The following is a 19,639-nucleotide window of genomic DNA, read 5'->3' on the forward strand; positions in this document are numbered from 1 at the left end:
CCCAGCTCAAGCTCAGGGCGGACAACGTCCACCGCTCAGGGCGGACAAGGTCCACGGCTCAGGGCCCTGCCTCGGTCGTCGAGGCACGGCCCTGAGCCGTCTCTTGTCAGCTCCGCGTACAGAGAGTGCCGTTGAGCCTGAACTCTGCCGGGACGCCGTTCGCGCCGGTGGAGGATCCGCTCAGGCCGAAGCTCACCGCGCCGCCGGCCGGGATGGTCTCGGTCCACGACTCGTTCGTCGCGCGCAGGTGCTTGCCGTCCTGGGCGGCCTTCGCGTTCCAGGACGACGTGAGCGTCTGGCTGCCCGGGAAGTCGAAGTCGAGCTGCCAGCCCCTGATCGCCTCGGTGCCGGTGTTACGGATGGTGACGTCGGCGTTGAACTGGTGGACCCAGTCACTGAGGCGGTAGGTGACCGCACAGTTCCCGGCCGCGGGGCCTTCCCCAGTGGTGACGCTCACCGGGGCGGAGCGGGGGGAGCGGTTGCCGGCCGCGTCACGCGCGTACACGGCGAAGGTGTAGTGGGTGGCGGACGTCAGGCCGCTGAGAACGGCGCTGTTGGTGGCCGCGGTGGTGACGCCCGCCTCCTGGGTGCCGTCGACACGGACGACGTCGTAGGCGGTGACCGCGGTGTTGTCCGTGGCAGCCGCCCAGTCGAGCCGGACGCTGTGGGAGGTCACCGCGGACGCGGACGGGGTACCGGGCGCGGCAGGAGCCTGGGTGTCGCCGCCACCCGCACCGAAGACGCTCGCCTCGCGGGCGGTCCGCTCGATGCCGTTGGGGCCGTTGAAGACCCGCTGCCCCCAGGGGGTCAGCCGGCTCGCGTCGAAGCCGGTGGCCATGTCGAGGTACTCGACGCCGCCGCCGTTGCCGCTCCAGGACCACCCCAGGTAGCCGAGACCGAGCTGCTCGGCGGTGGCCAGGATGGCGTCCTCGTCCGGGTCGCCGTCCGAATGCGCGTCTCCGAACTCGCCGACGACAATGGGAAGTCTGCGGGATACGAACCGGTTCAGGTAATCGCTGACTTCGGACGCGGTGTCAAAGACGCCGTACATGTGAATCGAGAAAACTGTATTGCGGTTCGGGTCGGCGCCGAAAACACTCGGGGCGTTGTCGCGCATGGTGAATGACCAGTCCTGGCCCCAGTTCGGCGCGTCCGCCATGAGCGTGTGCGCGAACCCGGCGGTACGCATGCGACCGATCGCCTTCGAGGTGTCTGCGGTCCAGGAGGCGTATCCGGAGTTTCCGTGCGGCTCGTTTCCGAGGTTCAGGATGACGTACTTCTCCTGCCCCTTCACCGCGTCCTGGACGTCCATCCAGTAGTCGACCGCGCGGTCCAGGGACACCGCCCCGTCCTGCTCTCCGTACCCCGTGGTGTCGTGGGCTTCGAGGACGCAGATCAGACGGTTCGCCCTGCACTGCCGGACGACGGCCGTGACATCGTCCGTGTCGTTCTTCGTCCAGCGGTCGCCCGTACTGAGGACGACACGCACCGAATTGGCGCCCAGTGCCTTGACGTCGGCCAGCGCGCGCTCGGTCCGGCCCGGATACCAGGCGTGGGCGTGGTTCACGCCCCGGAGAACGAAGTCGTTGCCGTTCGCGTCCAGCAGCCGGCCGTCACGGACGTGGAATCCCGTCGCGGGCTCCGCGGCCCGGGCGGCGGGTGGCGCGGCGAACATGGAGGCGGCGACGGCCAGCAGCGCTCCCGCGGCGGTGGCCAGTTTCTTTCTCATCCATTTCTCCCAACTCGGAGCACACGCGGCCGGTTCTGATGTCGCGGGCGCGCGGCATTTCCTGTACGGAGGGTGCTGGTCGATTCCCGCTGTCCGGCCATGCAGGCGGCTCGCGCCGCACAGCGGGAAGAGCGCCGACCGAACCGATGGTCGTGCGCACGATTCCACGCAACCAAGGTGCGCAGAACGCTATTTACGCTGTCGGCCCGGCGGCTGAGAAAGAGGTTATGGGCTCCCTCCAACCCACACAACACTTCGAACCGAACCGGTTAAGTTCAGATTTCGTTTTAGTTGGTGAGCGGAGTTTTCTGGCTGTGGTGGGCGGAGTCAGCCGTGTGGGCGGAGTTACAGGCGGAGAGCAGGCACGCGGGCCACGCCGCCGGCCCGGGACAGCCCCGCCGCCGCTGCGCCGGCGGCGGCAGCACCGATCAGTCCGGCGTCCAGGGCGAGCCCCGCCGGCACGATCGGTACGTTGCGGGCGAAGTCGAGGACCGCGTACTCGCCCATGCGGCGGCGCAGTGGCCCGAAGAGAGTCTCACCCGCCTGGGAGACGCCTCCGCCGATCACCACCAGATCGAGCTCCACGAGTGCGATGGTCGCGGCGATGGCTGCGGCCAGCGCCTGCCCGGCCCGGTCGAAGGCCGCCAGCGCACGCTGGTCTCCGCCACGCGCCGACGCGTCGACCGCCGCCGCGGTCGGCGCCTGCCCGGCGGGAGGGGTCCAGCCAGAGGCGAGAGCGTGCGCGGCGATCGCGGTGCCGCTGGCGAAGCCCTCCACGCAGCCCCGGGCGCCGCACGGACACAGCGGGCCGTTCAGGTCCACGGAGATGTGGCCGATGTGGCCCGCGTTGCCGGAGATCCCGGGGTGCAGACGGCCGTTGAGGATCAGCCCGCCGCCCACGCCGGTGGAGACCACCATGCACAGCGCGTTGTCGACCCCCTTGGCGGCTCCTGCCCAGTGCTCGGCGGCGGCCATCGCCACCGCGTCACCCACCAGCCGCGGTTTCATGGCGACGGGCATACGCGGATGCGCGGACACCCTGTCCACCAGTGGATAGCCGCGCCAGCCGGGAAGATTGACCGGGCTCACGGTCCCGGCGGCCGTGTCGACCGGACCCGCGCTCGCGATACCCATACAGGCGAGGGCCGACCACTCCGAGTGCCGCGACAGATCGTCGAGTACGGCATCCACCGTCCCCATCAGCACCTCCCCCGACCCGCGTACCGGAGTCGCGCGCTGCGCCCGGGCCAGCAGGCGGCCGTCCGCGTCGACCAGCGCTCCGGCGATCTTCGTTCCGCCGATGTCGAGTGCTCCGTACACCATCGTGGTCAGCCCTTCCGTCAGCACGAATCCGTGGTCGAGCAGACACTCTGCACAGGCCTGACAACGTTGTCCAGTAAACAAGTTCAGTTTAGTTCGTGTTTAGCCAAATCGCTCTTACCTGCCGCATATCCCCTGTACACATGCACTGAACCGCTTCATTATTTTGTATGGTCCCGCCCGTCACGACCCTGCGCTACCTCCGGAGGTCCCGATCGAGGCCCTTGGGGTGGACGCCGGCACTCGCCGCCGCCCACCCTCCCGCCCCTCCACATCACCGAGGACGGCTCGGCCAAGGACGACACCATCGCGCCCGACGGAACGGTCCACGACGACGACCGGGTCACCTACCTCCAGGGTCACCTGCACGCCGTCTCCCAGGCGATCGCGCAGTGCGTGGACGTGAGGGGCTACTACGTGTGGTCCCTCCTCGACGACTTCGAGTGGGCCTACGGATACAGCAAGCGCTTCGGAATCGTCCACGTGGACTACGAGACGCAGCAGCGCACTCCCACAGCGAGCTACCACTGGTACAAGGACCTGATCGCGTCTCAGCAGCCGCTGCTCAGCGGAACCTGACCGCCGGCGGGGGCTGCAGCGTCGCGATCCACGGCCCGCTCACGGCTCCTCCGGGGCGAAGGACAGCATGCGGGCCGGGGGCGGCACGTCGCGGCCGTTCACGCCGGACGGCGTGATGATGATGCGGCCGTTCACGTAGGCCACCTTCCCGGCGAGCATTCCCGACTCCGGTGCCCGGGCCGATACCGGGTGGCGCAGTACCTGCTTCTTCGTGTCCACGCCGCCCGGGCCGAACCGGATGATCTCTCCCGGCCGGTTCCACGTGGCGGCCTCGTAGACGAGCGCGGACGAGCGGCCGTCCGCGCGCAGCGGGTGCAAGGTGCTGTCCTGCGACTTCACGCCCCAGACGAGTTCACCGGTCCCGAGGTCGTAGCCACCGACCCGGTCGGTGCCTCCCAGATAGACGGTGTCCTCGCCGACGACCGTGCCCTTGCAGTTCTGCATGTTGTTGTCCGACTCCCCGGTGTCGGCGCAGTACGAGAAGCCCTTCGGTCTGGCGTCGATGGTGGTCCGGAGCTTTCCGCCGGGGCCCAGGGCGACGACCCGCCAGTTGTCGGTGCGCTCCTCGTTGTGGAGGGTGGTGAAGACGACCGGGTCGATGGAGAGCATCTTGCCGATCTGCCAGCCCGGCCGGGTCCGGAAGCGCCAGAGGACCTTGCCGGTACGCGGGTCGATCTCCCGGAGCTGACTGTAGGTCTTGCTGCGGTCGACGTTGATCGCGCACATGGAACTCACCAGCAGCCGGGCGCCTCCCGCCACATCGTCGGGATAGCACTTCCCGGGGTCCTCCATGGGAATCTCATAGAGCTTGGTGCCGTCGCCGACCCGGTACACAGCGGCTCTCATGCTCTGGACGATCGCGAAGGTGTCGCCGCTGACGGCGCTGTTCACGATGATCGTGTCGTCCCCGGAGCCGGTCTCGACGAGCTCCTTGTGCCAGTCGGCCTTCCCGGTTCGGAGGTCGATCATCTGGAGCTGGTTGCACCGGTTCCCGTTCCGTGCCTGGCTGCTCTTGTAGACCAGCACGACCTTGCCGTCAGGGGTCGGGTTGACCGGTGTCTCGCAGACGGGGGCGGGCAGCGGCACGCTCCACACCTCGGCACCGTCCGAGAGACGGTAGGCGGTGACTTTCCTGTGTACGGCTTGGACGGCCGTGTCGCCGACGATCCACAGGTCGTAGAACGGAATATGGCGCCCCGGCAGATCGGCCGGGTCGTTGACGATCCACGCGGTCGCGTCCCCCGGCGAACGCCCGGCGTTGATCTCCTCCGATGTCGGGATCCGCTTCGGCGCGCGGGTGGGGAAGACGGGCTCGCGAGGGCCCGTGGGTGTCCCGGAGGGCTGAGTGCTCTTTTCCGCCACCGGAGCGGCGGCCCGGTCCTGTCCGCCGTCGCTGACGGCATATATCCCTCCACCTCCCACGAGGAGGAGAAGAGCGACGACGGTGGCGGTCACCGGTCCCTTGCCGAAGCGCCTGCGGCGGGGAGGCGGCTCCGGCGAGGTGTAGCCCTCCGGGGCGTAAGGATTGCCCGGAACCGGCTGCTGCGGCGGGCGTGGCATGTACCAGGGCTGTGGCGGGCGCGGCATCAGCCTCCCCCTCTTCTCGCAGACTGCAACTCGACCTCTAGGCCGCGACGCGTTCGCCGGACGGTTCGGCGACCACGATCTGGATGTGCGGCGGGGCGTACTTGCGAGCCTTGTGGACCATCTTCGCCAGGTCGAACTTGGTACGCGGTACGGCGATGTGGATCGGTGCGGGCATGGCCGGGTTCGGCGGCGGCACTATCGCTCCGGGCGGCACGGACGCGCCGGGACGCAGCCGGGCACCGATCAGCGTGCTCCGGTCGTTCGGCGGTGTGGCCACGACGAACTGGGTCACGTCGGTCCACGGCAGCAGTACGTTGCCGAACCGGGCGCCTGCCGCGTCGAACTGGAACGCTGTGCGCCGCTTCTCGAACCAGGCGATGATGAAGGGGGCCGCCGCGACGATGATCACACCGCCCTTCATGTCGAGTGCCCAGCCGAACAGTACGGCGAGCGCCACGACGCCCACGATCGCGCCCCACAGGCCCGCCTGGTCCTGGGCGGAGAACGGGTGGGTGACCCGGTAGCGCTCCCATCGCCCGCCGCGGCGGGTGGGCCGGGCGCCCGGGGCACGATTGCCATGCGACATAGTGGTGTGGCCTTTCTCGATGACGTGTCGGCTGTTTCCGCAGACCACATGGCGGCACTGCTGAGCCGGCCCGGAGCGGGCAGCTCGCTCGCCGTCCAGTGCGGTCGGCCCCGACGCAACTCGGCAGACTCTGCCGTGAGGCGTTGGAATGCCGATGAAATCCTGCTGAAGCAACAAACATGAGTTACCGCGCGGCTCTGGCCGCACGGGGGATATGGGGACGTGGAAGTGGGCGTGGATTCAGCGGGCGCGGGGACGATCCCGGCTGAGGGCGGGGAGCTCGTGCGGATCGACCTGCTCGGGCCGGTCCGGGCCTGCCGGGGTGAGACACCGCTCGCGCTCGGTCCGGTACGCCGGCAGGCGGTGCTCGCCGCTCTGATTCTGCGTACGCCGGCCCTGGTGACGTACCAGCAACTCCTGGACGACGTCTGGGGGGACGAACCCCCCGGGACGGGCCACCGTGTCCTGCCGAGCTATGTCTACGCCCTGCGCAAGGCGCTGGACGTTGCGGGTACGGGCGCTGGCCGGTCGGTGATTCACGGTGGGCCCGGCGGCTACCGTTTCGTGCCCGCGGTGGCCAGGACCGACCTCGCCGAGCTCGCCGGGCAGGCCGCCCGCGCCCAGCGTGCGAAGGCCGCAGGTGATCTCGATGCCGCGCTTGACCACGGCGGTAGGGCACTGGAACTGTTCCGGGGCGAGCCTCTGCCCGGTCTGCCGGGGCCGCTCGCCGAGACCGAGCGAGAGCGCCTCGCCCGGCAGCGGCGCGCGTTGCACCAGGACCGGGCGGAGTGCCTGGTACTCCTCGGGCGCTCTCCTGAGGCCCTGGACCACCTCATGGCGGTCCCCCTGGCGCAGCGGCACGACGAGCCGCTCGCCGCACTGCGGATGCGCGCGCTGTACGGCAGCGGCCGGCAGGCCGAGGCACTCACCGCCTACCAGGAGATCCGCCGCCGTCTCCTCGACGAACTGGGCGTGGAGCCCGGCGAGGAACTGCGCCGTGTGCACCAGGCCGTCCTGCGCCGCGACGACGGGCTGTTGCTCGGCCGAGTGGCGCGGTCGCACGAGGCCGCCGCCACCGAACCCCAGGACGCCCCGTCCGGTCTCCTTCTCACCGGCAAGGCGGGGGGCACCGGCCACCGGCGCCCCCACCGCAACGAACTCCCTGGAGACACCGCCTCCTTGGCCGGCCGGGACGCGGAACTCGCCCTGCTCACCGCTCCCGTGCCCCCGGGAGCGGTGTCCGTGGTGGCCGTCGACGGCACGGCGGGCGTCGGCAAGACCGCCCTGGTGGTGCGCGCGGCCTGGGCCCTCGCCGATGCCTACCCCGACGGTTGTCTGTTCGTCGACCTGCACGCGCACGGCGCCGCCCACGCGGGCGTCGGACCGCAGCGGGCCCTGCGCCGGCTGCTCCGCGCGGTGCGGGGCGGCCGCGGTGAACTTCCCGACGAGCCGGATGACTTGACGGATCTCGTCACGGCGTGGCGAGCGGCCACGAGTGCGTTGCGGCTGTTGCTCGTCGTGGACGACGCCCGCAGCGCGGAGCAGGTGCGGCCGCTGTTGCCCGCCGGGCCGGGGAGCCGAGTCCTGGTGGCGGGCCGGCAGCGCCTGCCCGGCCTCGACGCCGATCTGCGGCTCACCGTGGAGCCACTGGGCACGGGCGACGGGATCGGCCTGCTCCGCGATCTCCTCGGCGAGGCCCGCGCGGACCGCGAGCCCGAGGCCGCGCGGGAACTCGCCCTGCGCTGCGGCGGTCTGCCCCTCGCCCTGCGCATCGCGGGCGCCCGGCTGCAGAACCGTCCGTCCTGGACCCTGGCCCTTCTGGCCGGCCGGATGTCCGACGGTGCACGCGCCCTTGGCGAGCTGCGGGCCGAGGACCGGAGCGTGGAGGCCGCGTTCCGGGTGTCGTACGACCAGCTCACTCCCGAACTACGGCGCGGCTTCCGAGCGTTGGGCGTCTCTCCGACCGTACGCTTCGACGGGCTCACCCTCGCCGCCATGCTCGGCCGTTCCCGTGAGGATGCCGAAGTCCTCCTGGAGGACCTGGTCGATGCCAGTCTGCTCCAGCAGCCGCAGCCCGGCCGCTACCGGCTGCACGATCTCGTACGCGCCCACGCGAGGCGCCTCGGTGACGAGGCGCCCGGAGAGGCCGCCGCGGACCGCTCCGCTGTCCTGCACCTCTATACAGCCGCCGGCCGCATCGCAGGCGACTGGGGTCCCGAGGGTTTCCTGACCGGACCGGACGTCGCTGGTTCGCCCTTCCCCAGGTGGCGGGACGCCTCGGCGTGGCTGGACGCGGCGGGTGGGGAACTGGTCGACGTGGTGGCCTACGCGGCGGCCTCCGGGCAGTACGACCACGCCTGCTGGATCGCCGAGGCCCTGGTCGACCACCTGGTCCGCCAGGGTCACTTCCACGAGTGCCGTGCCGCCCTGGAACGTGCGCTGTCCTGCGCGGACCTGGCCGCCGACCAGCGGATGCCGTCCGCGCTGCGCAACTGCATGGGCATGGTCGACATCTACCAGGGGCGGTTCCGGCAGGCCCACACCTGGTTCACCGAAGCGCTGCGCCATGGCATCAGCCAGGGCGATCTGCGGGACCAGGCCCGGGCGATCGCCGGAATGGGCGCCGCGCAGTGGCCGCTCGGCCGCACCGACGAGGCCGTCGCCCACTTGAGCGAGGCCGCGGAGCTGGCGGCCCGGCTCGACGACGACTGGCTGACCGGGATAGCGGCCTGCAATCTCGGAGCGATCCACTGCCATCAGGGACGGCACGAGCAGGGGCTCGAGTTCTACGCCACCGCCCTCGCCCTCGCCGAGAAGAACGGCCGCCCCCGAATGATCAGCAAGACCCTGTGCTTCGCCGCCGACGCCCACCTGGCCCTCGGCCGGCACGCGGAGGCCACGAACCTGCTGCGCCAGGCGGCCGAACTGGCCCGCGAGGCCGGGGACCCGCCCCTGCACGCCGCGAGCCTGTCCCAGCTCGCCGCCGCGGAACACGCGCAGGGCAATCTGCGTTCGGCGCTCGACACCCACCACGAGGCTCTGTCCACGCTCACCGAGCACACGAGCACCTGGCTGGAGATGGAGGTCCGCATCCGCCTCGGCAGCACCTACGCGGCGGCGGGCCGTAGCGCCGAGGCACGGCAGGAATTCCGGACCGCCCTCTCCCTGCCCGGAGCCGGGGAGCACCCCCGGGAGTTCGGCATGGCACGTGAGGGACTGAGCGGCACGGCGCCGGCCGCTCGACCGGAAGGCAACTGATCCGGCTCACCGCACGAGAATCACTGAGAAGGAGTCGACGACGGTATGGACGCGTCGTGTTGAGCCCGCATCCCGTCCTCCATCAGCTTCGCCGCGTTCTCCACGATCTTGCCCAGCGTCTCCTGGACCTCGTGCTCCTTGCTGCCGTACGGCCCGTAGGCGGACACGGTCAGCAGCAGATTACCGTTGCGCGTCAGCAGGGTGCGGCCCGGCAGGCTGCCTTCCTCGGCCGCGAACCAGTACGTCGAGTCGTCGAGCCTGGTCTGCTTGTGGTTACGGACCCGGTCCAGGTCGTCCTTGACCCGGAACGCGTGGAGGGCCGGCTCCGCCTCCTCGTACACCCGGGCCGTCGTGCTGAGCTTCCAGTACCGCCCGTCGGGATCGGCCACATCGGTGAGGCAGGCCGCGTTCTGGTACAGGGGGCGCGACCCGTTCTCGCCGAAGTCCTCCTGCGCGTCGGACTCGGCGGTGTCGGTGGTGCTCCCCACCTCGAAACCCTCGATCAGCGGCTTCTTCTTGAGGAGTTCGCAGGGCTCGCTCGTCCAGTGGTGAACCCCGGGGGCGCGGCCCTTGGTGCTGCCCTTGTCTTCCCCCTCGCCGTCTCCAGCGCCGGAACATCCGACCGCACCCGCCACCAGCAGCGCGACCGCCGCCGGCCCCCACCCTGTAGATCTGCCCATCGCACACCCCTCCGGTCACGGTGGGGCCCAGTATCGCGTGGTCCGGAACGGCGGGTAAAGGTACGGAAGTTCCGTCGAGAGCGTTTCCCCAGGCCGGTGCGGGGGCCTGGCTGCATGGTGGGGCGGGGGCTGCCCGTAGGCCGCATGGGCGTGCTGGCAGGTTGGCTCAGCTGATCTTGAACGAGCAGGCTGGACTCATCCGGTTCACCGGTGCAACCAGCAGGTTTCATGAGGGAGTTCAGCCATGTCGGATCGTTTTCAGCAGCGCGTTCGTGCCCTTTCGCCGTCCGGGCGAAGGCGGGGAATCACGGCGGTGGCGGTGATCGCTGCCGCCCTGGCGGTCGGCGGCACCCTGCCCTCGTCGGCGGCGCAGTCCCACGGCCCGCGTGATTCCGTACGCCAGGGCATGGAGCGTCTGGTGAGCGAGGAGAAGTTCCCCGCCGCACTGGCCGCCACGGTCGGCCGCGACGGGCGCACCCGCAACTACACCGCGGGAGTAGCCGACGTGCGGACGAAGGCGAAGGTTCCGGTCGACGGGCAGGTGCGGGCAGGCAGCAACACCAAGACCTTCACCTCCACGGTCGTCCTGCAACTGGTCGGCGAAGGAGAAGTCGACCTCGACGCCCCCATCGAGACCTATCTGCCCCACCTGATACGCGGCAAGGAAATCGACGGCCGCATCATCACCGTCCGCCAGCTCCTCCAGCACACCAGCGGACTGCCCAACTACACCGACGTCATGCTCGAATCCGTCTTCGGCAAGGGCCGTCACACCTACTACCAGCCGCGCACCCTGCTCGACCTGGCGCTGGCACAGAAGGGGCAGTTCTCCCCCGGCACCAGCGTGGCGTACAGCAACACCAACTACATCGTTGCCGGGCTGCTCATCGAGAAGGTCACCGGCCGCCCTCTGGCCGAGCAGATCACCGAACGCGTCATCGACCGCGCCGGACTGCGCCACACCTACTTCCCCGACATCGGCGACGAGAGCATCCGCGAAGCACACCCCCGCGGCTACCACGCGACGAAGCCCGGTGCACCGCTGGAGGACATCACGGAGATAGACCCCTCCTGGGGGTGGGCCGCAGGGCAGCTGATCTCCACGCCCGGGGACCTGAACCGCTTCTTCTCCGCCCTGATCGACGGCAGGCTCCTCGAGCCGGCCCAGCTCGCCCAGATGCGCACCACCGTCGAGGGCCCCAGTGGCCCAGGTTATGAGCCGGGCCTGCGGTTCGGTCTGGGACTGAACAGTGTTCCGCTGAGCTGTGGCGGTCTGATGTGGACCCATGGTGGTGACACGCCCGGCTACCACACGCTCCCCGGCGTCACCGACGACGGCCGCGCAGCCACGATCGCCGTCACCGCCGACCTGCCGCCGACCGAGCAGGGCTTCGCGAAGGTCGATGCCCTGCTCGATACCGCCCTGTGCCGCTGACGTCCGGTAGCCATGGGCGCCGCCTCACCGGGCCGGCTTTCCTGCACGTACGTCAGCAGCCGCCCGAGGAGGTTGGGGCACTGCCGATCCGGACCGTGGCGGGGGTGGCGCAGCAGCCGCCGCCGTCGCCCGGGGCGGCCTCCGGCTCTTCGAAGAGGCCCGCGCCGCCGCAGACTCCCGTCTCGGGCAGGACGAGCTCCACCCGCTCGGCGGCTTCCTGGTCTCCGGCCAGCGACGCGGCGATGGACCGGACCTGCTCGTAGCCGGTCATGGCCAGGAACGTCGGCGCCCGCCCGTAGGACTTCATGCCGACCAGGTAGACGTCCTTCTCCGGGTGGGAGAGCTCGTTGACTCCGTGCGGGTAGACGGTGCCGCAAGAGTGCTGGTTCGGGTCGATCAGCGGGGCGAGCTCGGTGGGCGCCTGGAGGCGTTCGTCGAGCCCGAGGCGCAGCTCGGAGAGGAACGAGAGGTCGGGGCGCAGTCCGGTGAGGACGATGATCTCGTCGACCGGGTCCAGGCGGCGGCCGCCCTCGGAGACCAGGACCAGTTGCTCGCCCGCCTTCTCCACGGCGCCGGTACGGAAGCCGGTGACCGCGTCGGCGAAGCCGTCGTCGACGGCCGCCTTCGCGGCGAGACCGAGGGCCCCGCGGGCGGGCAGCTGGTCGGCGGTCCCGCCGCCGAACGTGGAACCGGTGACACCGCGCCGCAGAATCCACACCGCGTGCGTGTCCGCCTCCTGCCTGGCGAGGGCGGCCAGGGAGGCGAGAGCGGTGAAGGCCGAGGCGCCGGAGCCGATGACGGCGGTGCGCTTTCCGGCGTACCGGGCGCGGACGGCCGGGTCCTGGAGGTCGGGGACCCTGTACGTGATGCGGTCGGCCGCCGCCTTCTCGCCGAGCGCCGGGAGGCCGTCGCCCCCGAGGGGGCTGGGGGTGGACCAGGTGCCGGACGCGTCGATGACGGCGCGGGCGATGATCCGCTCCTCGCGGCCGTCGGCGTTCCGGACGTGCACGGTGAAGGGCTGCGCCTCGCGGTCCGCGTCCACGATCCGGTCGCGGCCGAGGCGGGAGACGCCGGTCACGGTCGCCCCGAAGCGGACCGTGTCTCCCAGGACGTCGGCGAGCGGCTGGAGGTACTGCTCGGCCCAGTCCGCCCCGGAGGGGTAGGCCGCGCGGTCGGGGGCGGACCATCCGGTGGGCGCCAGCAGTTTCTCGGCGGCCGGGTCCACGACCTCGGACCACGTGGAGAACAGGCGCACATGCCCCCATTCACGTACCGCGTTGCCGGCGGCGGACCCGGCTTCCAGGACCAGCGAGTCGATACCGCGCCCGGCGAGGTGCGCGGCGGCGGCCAGGCCGGCCGGGCCGGCACCGATGACGACGACGGGAAGCTGCTTCTCGCTCATGGCGGGTGGTCTCCTCAAAGCGGGGCGAGGTCAGGGGGGCGAAGCCGGATCGGCGGGAACGTGGCCCCGCCCGACCCTGATTCGATGCCTGTCGATATCTTGCTCTGTCTGGAGCCTCGCACTTACATCGACGAGTGTCAACATAGACGTCCATCGAATCGATGAGGCGGCGGAACGCGCACCCCGCCGACCGGGCCGGTCACCCCTGAGCCCCCAGGCCGCGCACCTCGGACGCCGCCACCAGTGGCCTCGGCCACCACGGAGAAGTCCCGGATTGTTGAGATCGCATTTCAAAGTCGATCACCGCAGCAATGCTCTTCATTCACTCACCGCACTCCTGGAGCACGCCTCTCAGGAATCACCCGCACACAATGCTGTGATCCAAAGGTCGACAGATCGGGAAATCCAAAGATCCGGACCACGAGGCGCGACGGGAACATCGCGACGGGACGTACCGCCCGGAAGAGGGATCGCGGATTGGGAAAGACCGCCGAACCGGCGCGGTTGTGTCGTAGTGCGCTCCGAAGGGCAATAATCCACTAGCCCAGAGTGAGTTACGCGAGGGTGAGCCGACCTCCCGCACGGTGGGCATGCTTTTCCCACTGCAGCATTACCGCCGTTCGAAGGGATGGCCTCGCTATGTCCACGTACGCCGAACAGCGTTCCGAATCCGGTGGCTCACCTTCGTCCACAACGACGGAGCCCACATGGAAGCCGCTCCCTGATGAGCCGGCTACACCATGGGCCGTCGGAATGATCATGGCGATGACACCGTGCTCCAGACGGGACGCGAAGCGCGTCCTGGCCGTGGCGGCCGAGACCGCGCACCTCACTCCCGCGGCCATGGCCGCCACGATGATGGCGGGATCGCGAGGAGTTCCGGTTCCGGCGCATGCGGAACGGGCACTCCGGGCCGCGATGGAGGCGGCCCGCACGCCCGCACCCCCCGCCGACGTCCTGCGGGGCGTGACGCTCGTACCGAGCCGTACACGGACCGAGCAGGTGCTGTCCGAGTTCCGGCGGTGCCAGTCCCTGCTCGCGGCCACCCCCTCCGACCGGAGCGCGAGACAAGCACTGGACGACGCGGCCTACACCCTGTGCGTGCTGCTCGGCCGAACCACTGTGCACGATGCGGTCGACGCCGCGGAACGGCACCTCGCCGCGTCGACGTAACGCCGACTCCGGCTGAATGATCACGCGCACCCGCCGCGGCACGCGCCTGCCCCCGTGGCGGGATGCCGTGCGCGGCGGGACGCGCCGCCCCGGCGTCGGAGGGCACGCCACACACCGCCGTGGCGTCGCGTAATTCTTCCGTGGCGGGGAACAACCTCCGTACGAGGGGTCGGCAGGACCTCGTGTTCCTCCGGCCCTCCCTAGAGCGCCGATCCTCGGAGGAGCACTCCGATGACCACCACAATGAAGATCACATCCCTGCCCGCTCTCCACCGTGAGCATCTTCTGGATCTTGGCCACGATGTCATGTTTCCGGCGGCGCGACGGATTTTCGAGGAACACACCGTCGCCGACCGTTTCTGGATTCTGAAGACGGGAGCGGTGACTCTCGACGCACAGCTTCCTCAGCGGCGTCGCGCGGAAATAGACACCCTGGGGTCCGGCGAGCTGGTCGGCCTGTCCTGGCTCTTCCCGCCCTTCGAGTGGGAACTGGGTGCCGAAACACTCAGTCCGGTCCGCGCCTATGAATTCGACGCGTCCCAGGTGCGGTCATTGTGCCGGTCGGACCCCGATTTCGGATTCGCGATCAGCCAGTGGGTGGGCATGGTGCTCACCCGCCGACTGCACGCGACGCGTGGCCGCCTGCTCGATCTCTACGAATTCGCCGCGAGAGCCTGAGCCGCACGTCGGACCGGGCCTGTCCCGGCGCGGCCACGCGGTGGCGCTCAGCCCATACTCGCCGCCACCTCGCTGCGCAGCTGGGGCAGCATGTCGTGCAGCACGCCTGGGCAGAGAGTGCTGCCGAAGTCCATGTGTCCGTAGATCCGGCTGGGCGCGATGCCGTACTGCTGGCAGACGTACGCGCAGAGCACCACCAGGACGTCCCACTGCGCCTGCGGCGGCTGAGCACCGTCGTGATAGGCGCCCTCGTTGGCGATGCCGATGGCCTGGTCGTTCTGTCCGGACGTATGGGCGGCCATGACGAAGTTGCTGCCGCCCTGCAAGGTGCTGAGGCTGCGGGCCCGCCCCTCGGTGATCCAGCCGCCCCGGCTGACGAGGAAGTGGTAGCCGGTGTCGATCCATCCGTTCTTGTCCATATGCAGGTCCTGGACCCAGTGGGCGTGCGCGTGGGCCTGGGCGCGGGAGAAGTCGGCGGTGTTGGCGCTGACGGTGTGATGCACGATGATTTTGTTCGGCCGCTTCCCCACGAGGCTCACCGGGCTCCGGGGCGGGCGGGCGTTCCACTGCAGGGTGCTGTCGATGTCCGGTTCGACCACGCTGGAGGCGTGGGCGGTACGCGGAAAGGCGGCGGCAGCGAGTCCGCCTGTGCCGGCAAGCAGGACGTGGCGGCGGGTCAGCTTCGGAAGGTTCACGGCGGACTCCTGGTCTGCGGTCGTTCCGGCCGGCCGTTCGGCGGCAGCGGCCAGTGGGGTGGCCAGTGGAGGGCGGCGGGCGGACGACGCCGCACCGGTGCGGCCGGGCGAGCCCCGTACGTACTCACCCGGCCGCTGTCGGAGCATGGCCCCGGTTACGCCGTGTTGTTGGCAAGGGCCAGGAGTCGGGTCATCGTGCCGTTGAACTTGTTGCGGTCCACGTCACCGGCGACGCCACTGACCCGACCGGTGGCCGAGTACTGCCAGATCGTCCAGGTGGGGAATCCGCTGGGGATGGTGGGACTGGTGGTGCCCCAATGGGCCACCCAGAGGGGGGCCTTGGTGGCCATGCCCGTCCAGTTGCCGGTGCAGGTGTTCCACCAGCTGGCTGTCGTGTAGATGACGACGTCCCGGGTCGTACGGGCCTTGTACGTGTTGTAGAAGTCGTTGACCCACGTCCGCATCTGCGTCGTGGACAGGCCGTAGCACATGGCGCCCGACGGGTTGTGCTCGATGTCCAGCACACCGGGGAGGGTCTTGCCGTCCTTGGACCATCCGCCGCCGCTGCCGGCGAAGTAGCTGGCCTGCGTCGCCCCGTTGGAGGCGTTCGGGCGGGCGAAGTGGTAGGCGCCCCGGATCAGGCCGGCGTTGTACGAACCGGTGTAGTTCGCGCTGAAGGCACTGTCCTTGAAGCTCGTGCCCTCGGTGGCCTTCACGTAGGCGAAGTCGATGCCCGCCGCCTTGACCGAGCCCCAGTTGATCGAGCCCTGCCAGTGGGAGACGTCGATGCCCTGGACACCACTGGTGTCCATCGTGGACATGCCCCCGCCGGCAGAGGAGCCGGGGCCCTGCTCGATGCGGGTCCCCGCCCCCATCCACGCCTGACCGGGCTGCACCGGCTTGTCGGGGCCGGGGGGTGCGGCAGCCGCCGGGCCGGCGCTTGTCACGAGCAGCGTGGCGACGCTGCCGAGGACGCCGGCCAGCAGGGCGCCTCTGGATCTGATGAGTCGGCGGGTCGGAGAACTGTACGCGGGCATAGCTGCCTCCGGGCACGTTGGTGGGAGCGGAGCGTCTGGCATCCGATAATCGGATGCCATGGACACGTCATGAGTAACGCACGAGTAATGAGGGGCGTAAAGAGGCCGCTTGGCCTAGACCTGTGACGCCGCGCGCTAGCTGCGCCAACGCGCGGAATTGGCAGAAACTTTCAGCGCTGAAGAACTCCAGGCACCTGATTGCGCAGTACCCGCCCGGTCGGGCGAAGGCACTAAGGAACCATCTCGCATGTGTCCGAGCCGGGAATCGACGGCACGCCGACAACGGCCGGGATGCCGGGAGGCGGCCTGCACGCCTCGACACCGACGCGCCTCGATGCCCGTGCACCGGCAAGGGGACCACCGGCCCTGAACGGGCGACCGCGCCCCGCGACGTACCCGCACACGAGCCTCACCTCCGCGCGGCTTGAACGGACCGGATATTCGATACGCTCTCGATCGACTTCGGGGCGCCGACAAGCTCCGAATCGCCGCTAGCAGGGGGATGGTTCCTTTATGAGCAGTGCACCTTCGGCCGACCTTTTTCAGCCACTCAAAGAGGACGATCCGGCCATGGTGGGCGGATACCACCTCGCGGCAGTGCTCGGCACGGGCGGCATGGGCAAGGTGTACCTCTCGTACACGCCGGGCGGCCGACCCATCGCGCTGAAGGTGATCCGGCCCGAGTTCAGCGGTGACCCCGAGTTCCGGCGGCGCTTCCAGCAGGAGGTGAAGGCCGCACAGCGGGTACAGGGCCTCTACACGGCGCCCGTCATCGATTCGGACACCGAGGGATCACAGCCCTGGCTGGCCACCGCCTACGTGCCTGGCCCCTCCCTCGCGCACGCCGTCGCCCAGCACGGCGGACTGCCACTGCGCAGCGTGCTGCTGCTGACCGTGGGGGTCGCCGAAGCCCTCCACGTCATCCACGGCGCGGGCATCGTCCACCGCGACCTGAAGCCCGCCAACGTCCTCCTGGCCTCGGACGGCCCGCGCGTGATCGACTTCGGCATCGCCCGCGCGGCCGACGCCACAGCCCTCACCAGCACCGGCGTGAGCGTCGGCACTCCCGCGTTCATGGCACCCGAGCAGGCGGCGGCCGGCACGATCACGCCCGCCACCGACATCTTCGCGCTCGGACAGATCGCGGCCTACGCGGCGATCGGAGCGCCCGCCTTCGGTGACGGACCCTCACATGCCGTGCTGTACCGGATCGTTCACGAGGACCCGGATCTCAGCAGGCTGCCCGACGAACTGCGCCCCCTGGTGACACGCTGCCTCAGCCGTGATCCGGCCGATCGCCCCTCTCTCGCCGAAGTCATCGAGCTGTGCCACGCCGTCTCGACCGTCCCGCTGCGCCAGGGGGAGGACTGGCTGCCCCAGACGATCGCCGGTTCGATCACCGAGCGGCTGCGACTGCCCGAACCGGTGCGGCCCCCCACAGCACCGGCCGCACCCGCCGTCACACCCACTCCGACCGAGCGCTCCCCCCAGTACCCGGCGCCGAGTACCGCCCACCCCTCCGCACCTGGCGGATACTCCACGGCCGCAGCGCCCACGCAGGCCGCTCCGAGTGGGCCGGGCACGGGGCCCAGGGTTCCGGGTGCTCCCGGGATGCCGCCCAGGGCGCCGGGAGCCTTCGGCCCGCCGACCGGCGCTCCGAGCACGCACGGCATGCCGGCCGGGGCCCCCACTCCCCCTCCGGGCATGATGCCGTCGGGTTACCGGCCGCCGCTCGGGTACACGCCGGGATACACCACGCCGGCGCCCTTCCACACCGTCGGCTTCCCGTCGGCCCCGCCGAGGCCGAAGCCCAAGCCGAAGTGGCTGATCATCGCCGGATCCGTGGTGGCCGCGATCGGCGTCCTCGCGGTCTTCAGTGCGCTGCTGCCCGACGATCCCAAGGACCCGAAGTCCCCCAGGGCCGGCTCCAGCGCGAGCGGTTCATCGGACAAGGCCCAGCCCCGGACGGACCCCAAGCCGGTCTCGTACAAGAACATCGATGTGACGGCCAACTACAGCGTCATGCTCGCCGACAACCCGCCCCGCCCGGTCGAAGACAACTCGGGGGGCGTTCTCTACGGCGGCGGTGACCTCTTCTACTACTACGACACCATGTTCGGCGACGAGCAACTGGGCACCGCCAACGGGAAACTGGTCCTGCTGAACAACTCCCAGAAGGGCTCCCTGGAGACCTGCCGCGGCGAGACCCGGTACACGGAGAAGATCGGCCTCGACCAGCTCACGAACGGTTCACAGATCTGCGTGCTCAGCGATGCGGGCCACATCGCGGTCGCGACCTACCGCGGCAAGTCGGGGACGAAGGACCCGAGCAGGTACTTCACCGTGGACCTCACGATCTGGCGCAACGCCGAGGTCGCGAAGGAGAGTTGAGACCTGGCGTCCGGATGACGCCCAGCCGCTCGCTGTGCGGCACGAGGCCACGAGGTCGCCTCCGCCGGGTCCGCCCGCTCCGCTGTGACGGAGCGGGTGGCCGCCCCGCGGCGGCGGACGTGACCCTGTTGCTGCACTCCCATGTCGCCCCGGGGCGCGAAACCGGCCTTGTACTGGAGAGCGATGAAGTCGGCCTTGTACTGGAGAGCGATGTCGAGGAGCTCGCGGGGCTCGTAGTACCGGATGTCGTCGCCGAGGCACTTGGCGTAGTCGGGAAACCCCGTCGTGGTCGGTCCACCGCCCCCGCTGTGGTCACTCCGCCCGGCCGCCGGACCGCAGGGGCTTCTCAAGGAGTGTGAACGACTTGGGCGCACCGCTTGCCTGCGGTTTCCCCGCCTTGTGGCCGACGATCCTGTAGCCATCGGCCATGTAGTAGGCGTTCAGGCGCTCGTTTCCGGCCAGGCAGTCCAGACGTACGCGTGACCGCCCCTGAGCGGCCACGCGCTGCTCCGCGGCTCGCAGCAACAGCCGCCCCGTTCCCGGTCGGCCCCTGCCGCGGTCCACCATCAGCCGGTGCACATAGCCGGCCACGGGCGGCTGCGGCCCCCAGGCATCCTCGTCCGCCCACCACAGTTCCCAGCCCCCGACGACGCCGCCGTCGGCTTCCGCCAGCCACACCTCGCCTTCCGCCATGATGCGGCGGAAGTGGTCCTCACCCAGTTCGCCCGGCTGCCACTGTCCGGTGACGCCCCGGGCGAGCATCCAGCGGGCAGCGTCGTCGCGCAGGCGTACGAGAGCGGCAAGGTCGGTGTCGTCGGCGAGGCGGAAGTGCAGGTCGTTCACGTTCGGATCGTTCACGTCCAGATCCTCGCATGCAGGGTTCCGCTGAACTCCGGGAAAGCCAGGAGGCTCCTGCACCGGCCACGCGACACGAGCCGGCCACTCCGCCGGAACCTGCGGTCGGGGGGGGGGGGGGGGGGGGGGGGGGGGGGGGGGAGGGGGGGGGGGGGGGGGGGGGGGGGGGGGGGGGGGGGGGGGGGGGCCCCCCCCCCCCCCGGGGCCCCCCCCACCTCTGCGGGCGTCCGGGAC

14 protein-coding genes and 1 pseudogene are annotated in these 19,639 nt (G+C 70.2%); 6 read left to right on the forward strand and 9 right to left on the reverse strand.

Features of this window, described 5'->3' with window-relative positions; genetic code table 11:
• Positions 1-106: 106 nt before the first annotated feature.
• Together AC07FA_RS06095 and AC07FA_RS06100 are read right to left on the reverse strand one after the other, a co-directional pair.
• Positions 107-1,729 (reverse strand): cellulase family glycosylhydrolase, encoded by a 1,623-nt coding sequence (locus tag AC07FA_RS06095; RefSeq protein ID WP_479073508.1) that lies wholly within the window; start codon positions 1,727-1,729, stop codon positions 107-109.
• A gap of 345 nt (positions 1,730-2,074) precedes the next feature.
• Positions 2,075-3,052, reverse strand: a complete 978-nt coding sequence (locus AC07FA_RS06100) for an ROK family protein (protein ID WP_479074238.1) — start codon at positions 3,050-3,052, stop codon at positions 2,075-2,077.
• Between the two features lie 255 nt (positions 3,053-3,307).
• Between AC07FA_RS06100 and AC07FA_RS06105 the strand changes: the two are divergent.
• Positions 3,308-3,628 (forward strand): annotated as a pseudogene (locus AC07FA_RS06105) (family 1 glycosylhydrolase); the annotation flags it as partial.
• A gap of 39 nt (positions 3,629-3,667) precedes the next feature.
• Here AC07FA_RS06105 and AC07FA_RS06110 read toward each other — a convergent pair.
• Together AC07FA_RS06110 and AC07FA_RS06115 are read right to left on the reverse strand one after the other, a co-directional pair.
• Positions 3,668-5,188 carry an outer membrane protein assembly factor BamB family protein gene (locus tag AC07FA_RS06110; RefSeq protein ID WP_479073509.1) on the reverse strand — a complete coding sequence of 507 codons (1,521 nt, stop codon included), beginning with the start codon at positions 5,186-5,188 and terminating at the stop codon, positions 3,668-3,670.
• Positions 5,189-5,252: 64 nt separating this feature from the next.
• Positions 5,253-5,801, reverse strand: a complete 549-nt coding sequence (locus AC07FA_RS06115) for a hypothetical protein (protein WP_479073510.1) — start codon at positions 5,799-5,801, stop codon at positions 5,253-5,255.
• Between the two features lie 234 nt (positions 5,802-6,035).
• Between AC07FA_RS06115 and AC07FA_RS06120 the strand changes: the two genes are divergently transcribed.
• Complete coding sequence (locus AC07FA_RS06120) at positions 6,036-9,059, forward strand: AfsR/SARP family transcriptional regulator (protein WP_479073511.1); 3,024 nt, start codon at positions 6,036-6,038, stop codon at positions 9,057-9,059.
• 20 nt (positions 9,060-9,079) lie between these two features.
• On the opposite strand, the gene AC07FA_RS06125 is transcribed toward AC07FA_RS06120, so the two are convergent.
• Positions 9,080-9,739: a hypothetical protein gene (locus AC07FA_RS06125; RefSeq protein WP_479073512.1), complete on the reverse strand. Its 660-nt coding sequence runs from the start codon at positions 9,737-9,739 to the stop codon at positions 9,080-9,082.
• A 244-nt stretch (positions 9,740-9,983) separates the two neighbouring features.
• Between AC07FA_RS06125 and AC07FA_RS06130 the strand changes: the two genes are divergently transcribed.
• Complete coding sequence (locus AC07FA_RS06130) at positions 9,984-11,174, forward strand: serine hydrolase domain-containing protein (protein WP_479073513.1); 1,191 nt, start codon at positions 9,984-9,986, stop codon at positions 11,172-11,174.
• A 52-nt stretch (positions 11,175-11,226) separates the two neighbouring features.
• Here the strand turns inward: AC07FA_RS06130 and AC07FA_RS06135 are convergent, their stop codons facing one another.
• Complete coding sequence (locus AC07FA_RS06135) at positions 11,227-12,576, reverse strand: NAD(P)-binding domain-containing protein (protein ID WP_479073514.1); 1,350 nt, start codon at positions 12,574-12,576, stop codon at positions 11,227-11,229.
• Between the two features lie 759 nt (positions 12,577-13,335).
• Here AC07FA_RS06135 and AC07FA_RS06140 point away from each other — a divergent pair.
• Both AC07FA_RS06140 and AC07FA_RS06145 read left to right on the forward strand, forming a co-directional pair.
• Positions 13,336-13,749 (forward strand): DUF5133 domain-containing protein, encoded by a 414-nt coding sequence (locus AC07FA_RS06140; protein ID WP_479073515.1) that lies wholly within the window; start codon positions 13,336-13,338, stop codon positions 13,747-13,749.
• A 231-nt stretch (positions 13,750-13,980) separates the two neighbouring features.
• Positions 13,981-14,427, forward strand: a complete 447-nt coding sequence (locus AC07FA_RS06145; protein WP_479073516.1) for a Crp/Fnr family transcriptional regulator — start codon at positions 13,981-13,983, stop codon at positions 14,425-14,427.
• Positions 14,428-14,474: 47 nt separating this feature from the next.
• Here the strand turns inward: AC07FA_RS06145 and AC07FA_RS06150 are convergent, their stop codons facing one another.
• Together AC07FA_RS06150 and AC07FA_RS06155 are read right to left on the reverse strand one after the other, a co-directional pair.
• Positions 14,475-15,122 (reverse strand): peptidoglycan recognition protein family protein, encoded by a 648-nt coding sequence (locus AC07FA_RS06150; protein ID WP_479074239.1) that lies wholly within the window; start codon positions 15,120-15,122, stop codon positions 14,475-14,477.
• Positions 15,123-15,277: 155 nt separating this feature from the next.
• Positions 15,278-16,159, reverse strand: a complete 882-nt coding sequence (locus AC07FA_RS06155) for a lysozyme (protein WP_479073517.1) — start codon at positions 16,157-16,159, stop codon at positions 15,278-15,280.
• 513 nt (positions 16,160-16,672) lie between these two features.
• Between AC07FA_RS06155 and AC07FA_RS06160 the strand changes: the two genes are divergently transcribed.
• Positions 16,673-18,550 (forward strand): serine/threonine protein kinase, encoded by a 1,878-nt coding sequence (locus tag AC07FA_RS06160; protein WP_479073518.1) that lies wholly within the window; start codon positions 16,673-16,675, stop codon positions 18,548-18,550.
• Positions 18,551-18,862: 312 nt separating this feature from the next.
• Here AC07FA_RS06160 and AC07FA_RS06165 read toward each other — a convergent pair whose 3' ends face one another.
• Complete coding sequence (locus tag AC07FA_RS06165) at positions 18,863-19,393, reverse strand: GNAT family N-acetyltransferase (RefSeq protein WP_479074240.1); 531 nt, start codon at positions 19,391-19,393, stop codon at positions 18,863-18,865.
• Between the last annotated feature and the right edge of the window lie 246 nt (positions 19,394-19,639).

Source organism: Streptomyces sp. NPDC045968, from assembly GCF_056430475.1.

Bases quoted from the DNA above. Each gene is read 5' to 3' on its own strand.
- AC07FA_RS06115 (WP_479073510.1), bottom strand. From the start codon at position 5,801: ATGTCGCATGGCAATCGTGCCCCGGGCGCCCGGCCCACCCGCCGCGGC.
- AC07FA_RS06135 (WP_479073514.1), bottom strand. From the start codon at position 12,576: ATGAGCGAGAAGCAGCTTCCCGTCGTCGTCATCGGTGCCGGCCCGGCC.
- AC07FA_RS06160 (WP_479073518.1), top strand. From the start codon at position 16,673: ATGAGCAGTGCACCTTCGGCCGACCTTTTTCAGCCACTCAAAGAGGAC.
- AC07FA_RS06125 (WP_479073512.1), bottom strand. From the start codon at position 9,739: ATGGGCAGATCTACAGGGTGGGGGCCGGCGGCGGTCGCGCTGCTGGTG.
- AC07FA_RS06110 (WP_479073509.1), bottom strand. From the start codon at position 5,188: ATGCCACGCCCGCCGCAGCAGCCGGTTCCGGGCAATCCTTACGCCCCG.
- AC07FA_RS06130 (WP_479073513.1), top strand. From the start codon at position 9,984: ATGTCGGATCGTTTTCAGCAGCGCGTTCGTGCCCTTTCGCCGTCCGGG.
- AC07FA_RS06155 (WP_479073517.1), bottom strand. From the start codon at position 16,159: ATGCCCGCGTACAGTTCTCCGACCCGCCGACTCATCAGATCCAGAGGC.
- AC07FA_RS06095 (WP_479073508.1), bottom strand. From the start codon at position 1,729: ATGAGAAAGAAACTGGCCACCGCCGCGGGAGCGCTGCTGGCCGTCGCC.
- AC07FA_RS06145 (WP_479073516.1), top strand. From the start codon at position 13,981: ATGACCACCACAATGAAGATCACATCCCTGCCCGCTCTCCACCGTGAG.
- AC07FA_RS06100 (WP_479074238.1), bottom strand. From the start codon at position 3,052: ATGGTGTACGGAGCACTCGACATCGGCGGAACGAAGATCGCCGGAGCG.
- AC07FA_RS06140 (WP_479073515.1), top strand. From the start codon at position 13,336: ATGGCGATGACACCGTGCTCCAGACGGGACGCGAAGCGCGTCCTGGCC.